Genomic DNA, 4255 nt, shown 5'->3' with positions numbered 1-4255 from the left:
TGCAACATATGTAATATATTTTCCGGCCTTAAATGATTGCATATTAATATGCCCCTCTCTTAATCCTTCAATTTATTAGTATCACCTATCCTATAACCATCTCTAACGTATAATCCCGTTTCTTTTCCTAATTAATAGTGGATTATCGCTATCCTTTTTCAAACTTTATTATTGTTTAAATTTTTTATGTATTAGTCCTAACACTATATTCGCCCCTAAGGAAATAGCTCCTAAAATTAAAACAAAAATAATAAGAGCCATCTTTTTAAGTAGGCTATATGGCAATAACATAGCAAATATAAGAAGTATCGCAACTGCAACATATGTAATATATTTTCCGGCCTTAAATGATTGCATATTAATATGCCCCTCTCTTAATCCTTCAATTTATTAGTATCACCTATCCTATAACCATCTCTAACGTATAATCCCGTTTCTTTTCCTAATTAATAGTGGATTATCCCTATCCTTTTTCAAACTTTATTATTGTTTAAATTTGTTATGTATTCGTCCTACCACTTTATTCGCCCCTAAGGAAATAGCTCCTAAAATTAAAACAAAAATAATAAGAGCCATCTTTTTAAGTAGGCTATATGGCAATAACATAGCAAATATAAGAAGTATCGCAACTGCAACATATGTAATATATTTTCCGGCCTTAAATGATTGCATATTAATATGCCCCTCTCTTAATCCTTCAATTTATTGGTATCACCTATCCTATAACCATCTCTAACGTATAATCCCGTTTCTTTCCCTAATTAATATTGAATTACCTCTATCCTTTTTCAAACTTTATTATTGTTTAAATTTGTTATGTATTCGTCCTACCACTTTATTCGCCCCCAATGAAATAGCTCCTATAATTAAAACAAAAGTAATAAGAGCAATCTTTTTAGGTAGGCTATATGGCAATAACATAGAAAATATAAGAATAGACGATGTATCGATAATTAAAAGCCGATTTAAAATCGGCTTTTATACATACTCATTTTCTTTTCTCATGCTTTCGCTTCCCTCATTCAGACTATTATACTCACTTCAAAGTCATAATTACCTGTCTTTCAACAAACCCAAACTCTTCGTACATCTCTTTTGCAAAATTCCCAGCAAATACATTCAACCTAATTTCTGAATATTTCTCCTTTAATTCCTTAATACCAGCTTCCATCAGTTCTCGCGATAATCCTCTCCCGCGATATTCTGGGAAAACGTACAATTCATATATAAATCCAAGTTTTTCACGAGAAAAATAGTCTGTATTTTCCCCTATTAATATCCATCCCATTACTTTATTTTCTTCTTTAATGATTAAATAATATGCTCCTTTTTCTACAATCGGCTTTGTAATTTCAATCGCTTTCTCGGTACTTAATTGACAATTCCCTCTCGTCCCTTCAAAAAGCGATTGAGCCGCATATTTTAATATTTCATTGGTATCTTCTTGATTCGCCTTAATTATCATTTTTTACAACTCCCCTTGAATAATAGGCATTACTATCCCTTGTTCAAGATTCTCCGCTTCCATAACAATTGCCGTTAATCCTTGTTCTGTACTTGTTTCATGGAGCTCTCCCTTCTCCCAAAACACAGCTTGTCCCGCCTCTACCTTTATCTTTTCTTTATTTGCCCCACATACATATCCTGCTCCGTCCACAATAAGAAGCAGTTGAGATACAACTGCTTCATGATTACCGATGATTCCATTCTCGTGTAAATGCATAGCACCGATATGTACATTTCCTTGATGGTTTACTATTTTCGACATTATGAAATTAGATTGAAATACTGATATGTGCTTTCCTACTTTTTCACTAAAATCAAAAATTTTCATTGCTAGTCCTCCTTATACGTATAAAACCATCCTTACTGTCTGCATCATATGTCCTTCAAAGTCTTCTTCAAATTGCTCTAATTCAGCAAAACCTTTCGCTTCATAAAAGCGTTTTCCTTTTTCATTTGCTGCTTCTACATGTATGTACAATTTACGTATCCCATTTAATTCCTTAATCCCTCTTTGTAATAAAGCACTTCCGATCCCTTTTCCTTGCTGATCTGGTAACAAATAAATAGCACCTAATTCCGCTTCATTTTGTAGTCTAACAGGTGAAAAGTTAGCAAATCCTATTACTTCTCCCTCTTCTTCCGCAACGAATAAATGTGTATTTTTAAGACGATATTTCATTTTTTCATCAGAATATGCCTCGTCTAAAAAACTGTCTTGAATTTCTCTTGGAATAATGCCTTCATATGTATCATGCCAAGCTATTTTTGCTACTGATTGTACAGCGTGAATGTCTTCTTGCTTCATTTCTCTAATTACATATGTCATCTCGATGTCTCCATTCTCTTTAAATTATATTCTGCTAATATACTAGAAGAAATGGCAGAACCATTTTTATAATTCACCTTAATTAATTTTAATTTCTCAATTGAAGCTGTTGCAAAATCAAATTTTTCATAAATATATTCCATTACACTTAAAAACTGCTTTGTATGTAATCTATTTGCAATCGTACAATGCGGAACCCATTTTCCCGGTACGTAATATGAATTTGGATTGTCATGAAAATTTTTAAAATAATCATGATAAGAATGATGAAGTTTTAACAATTCATCGGTAACAATCGGTGCTAGAAAAACCGTTCCATTAGTAGGAAAAATTCCAACAGAAGGAAAAGTTACTGCGTCCATATTTTCTTGAATAGCTACAAACTCCCCTAGTTTCTCCGTATACAAATGAACATCTAACTCATTATAATCCGCAATCGTGATATGAGGTTCTACTCCAGCTAATTGATTTGTTCCCATTATATTCGTTAATTCATTTTGCAGTTCTGTAATTTTATTAGTAAATACACGATCAAATGTAGCAATAATAGCGTACAAACTTTCTCACCCCTTCGTTACACATAGTGCTTCCCATTCTTCACGAATCATTCCCATTCGAATAGAATCATAGTATGTTCCTTTATAATAACGACACTTTCGCATTCTACCTTCTAAGCTCATTCCTATTTTCTCCGCTACTTTCATCATTCGTTCATTGCCAGACCAAGTCGTGATTCCTACTCTACCAATCTCCATTTTTTCAAATAGCAAATCTCTATATAATGTCAATGTTTCTGTACCGTATCCACCATTCCAGTATGTTGGGTCATAAATCACAAGCCCCATCTCTAACCAACGCGTCGGTTTATATTCCCAATAAAACCCGACTGTCCCAATGATTTGACCGTTATTTTCTATAATTAAATTTGACAGTGGTTCTTCTTTCAAACGAGTTTGCATCTTCTCTTTATAGGAAGAGTATTCTTGCATTGAGAACGGGAAATATGGCGCATCCCATTTCTTCCACTCTGGGCTCTCTTCTTTAAATATGATATTCCATAATGTTTCTATATCCGATTCTTCTATTGTACGAATTGTAACTTTCTTCCCCTTTAATACAACGTTTTGCATAATTCCCTCCTGCATTCACCTTTATTTCATATATAATTATAATGTTTTTTCAGAAAAATCAAAACCAATATCATATATTATATTGTATAATTTTGTTATAAGATACCAATTATTGATTTAGAAAACTGGTGATTCAATGAATAATCAATTTAGTATTGCTTTATTTCTCACTATTATTACGACAAATATTATTCTATATTTCTTCTTACCATCAAATATTGTTACGAAATGGGACTTCAATGGAACGCCTACATCAACAATGGATAAAAGCACTTTTGTAATCGTAAATATAATTATATGTTCCTTCTTATTCTTTGTATTTTTAGCTTTATCTAAAGCAGCGAGTAACCAGAAATTTCTCCATTGGATCGGCAACACAATGTTACTATTCTTATTTTTTGTCGATATTGTCATTGCCCTCATCGCTCTTGGCTTTTCACTTCCTCTTGATCATTTCATATTTTTAGCATTAGGGCTTTTATTTATATTAATAGGTTATTTCAGTTCCAAAATTGATACGACTAAATCAACCGTTTCATTAGAATGGAATGATAAGCACCTCGAAAAAAGAGCTTCAAATATTAGTAGTATTTCAATGATGATAGCAGGTATTTTCCTAGCGGGGCTTCCACTTATCGTTTCTGCTCCGTATAGAGGTTATGGCATACTAGCGATTATTTTAGGAATGACGCTTATCATTCTACCAAGTACGATTTATTTACTTGAGGGTGTTGCAAAACTAAAATAAATATGCAATGTTATGAATCAGAAAAACTAGCTGAACATGCAATAG

Annotated in this window: 8 protein-coding genes; 1 reads left to right on the top strand and 7 read right to left on the bottom strand. The window is 32.7% G+C overall.

Annotation, left to right across the window (positions count from 1 at the left end; all coding sequences use genetic code 11):
* Positions 1–168: 168 nt before the first annotated feature.
* From ACQRBL_RS10085 to ACQRBL_RS10055, 7 genes are all read right to left on the bottom strand, one after another.
* Positions 169–357 (bottom strand): hypothetical protein, encoded by a 189-nt coding sequence (locus tag ACQRBL_RS10085; RefSeq protein WP_427734461.1) that lies wholly within the window; start codon positions 355–357, stop codon positions 169–171.
* A 126-nt stretch (positions 358–483) separates the two neighbouring features.
* On the bottom strand, positions 484–672 hold the full coding sequence (locus ACQRBL_RS10080) for a hypothetical protein (protein ID WP_001190441.1): 189 nt from the start codon (positions 670–672) through the stop codon (positions 484–486).
* 364 nt (positions 673–1036) lie between these two features.
* Entirely contained in the window at positions 1037–1465 is a 429-nt protein-coding gene (locus tag ACQRBL_RS10075; protein ID WP_000584237.1) for a GNAT family N-acetyltransferase, read from the bottom strand.
* A 3-nt stretch (positions 1466–1468) separates the two neighbouring features.
* Entirely contained in the window at positions 1469–1834 is a 366-nt protein-coding gene (locus ACQRBL_RS10070) for a hypothetical protein (protein ID WP_000688070.1), read from the bottom strand.
* A gap of 12 nt (positions 1835–1846) precedes the next feature.
* Positions 1847–2332: a GNAT family N-acetyltransferase gene (locus ACQRBL_RS10065; protein ID WP_000222825.1), complete on the bottom strand. Its 486-nt coding sequence runs from the start codon at positions 2330–2332 to the stop codon at positions 1847–1849.
* Positions 2329–2889, bottom strand: coding sequence for a 2'-5' RNA ligase family protein (locus tag ACQRBL_RS10060; RefSeq protein ID WP_023521767.1), 561 nt, complete (start codon positions 2887–2889; stop codon positions 2329–2331). Before ACQRBL_RS10060 ends, ACQRBL_RS10065 begins: the two co-directional genes overlap by 4 nt.
* Positions 2890–2895: 6 nt before the next feature.
* Complete coding sequence (locus tag ACQRBL_RS10055) at positions 2896–3462, bottom strand: GNAT family N-acetyltransferase (protein ID WP_001181849.1); 567 nt, start codon at positions 3460–3462, stop codon at positions 2896–2898.
* Positions 3463–3598: 136 nt separating this feature from the next.
* Here ACQRBL_RS10055 and ACQRBL_RS10050 point away from each other — a divergent pair, with 136 nt between their 5' ends.
* Positions 3599–4210, top strand: coding sequence for a DUF1648 domain-containing protein (locus ACQRBL_RS10050; RefSeq protein WP_411996368.1), 612 nt, complete (start codon positions 3599–3601; stop codon positions 4208–4210).
* The last annotated feature ends 45 nt before the right edge of the window (positions 4211–4255 follow it).

Origin of the sequence: Bacillus sp. AF62 (genome assembly GCF_050312695.1) — a bacterium.
Lineage (GTDB): Bacteria > Bacillota > Bacilli > Bacillales > Bacillaceae_G > Bacillus_A > Bacillus_A cereus.
Note: the sequence above shows the minus strand (reverse complement) of the source record. Positions and strands in the feature narration are given on the sequence as shown.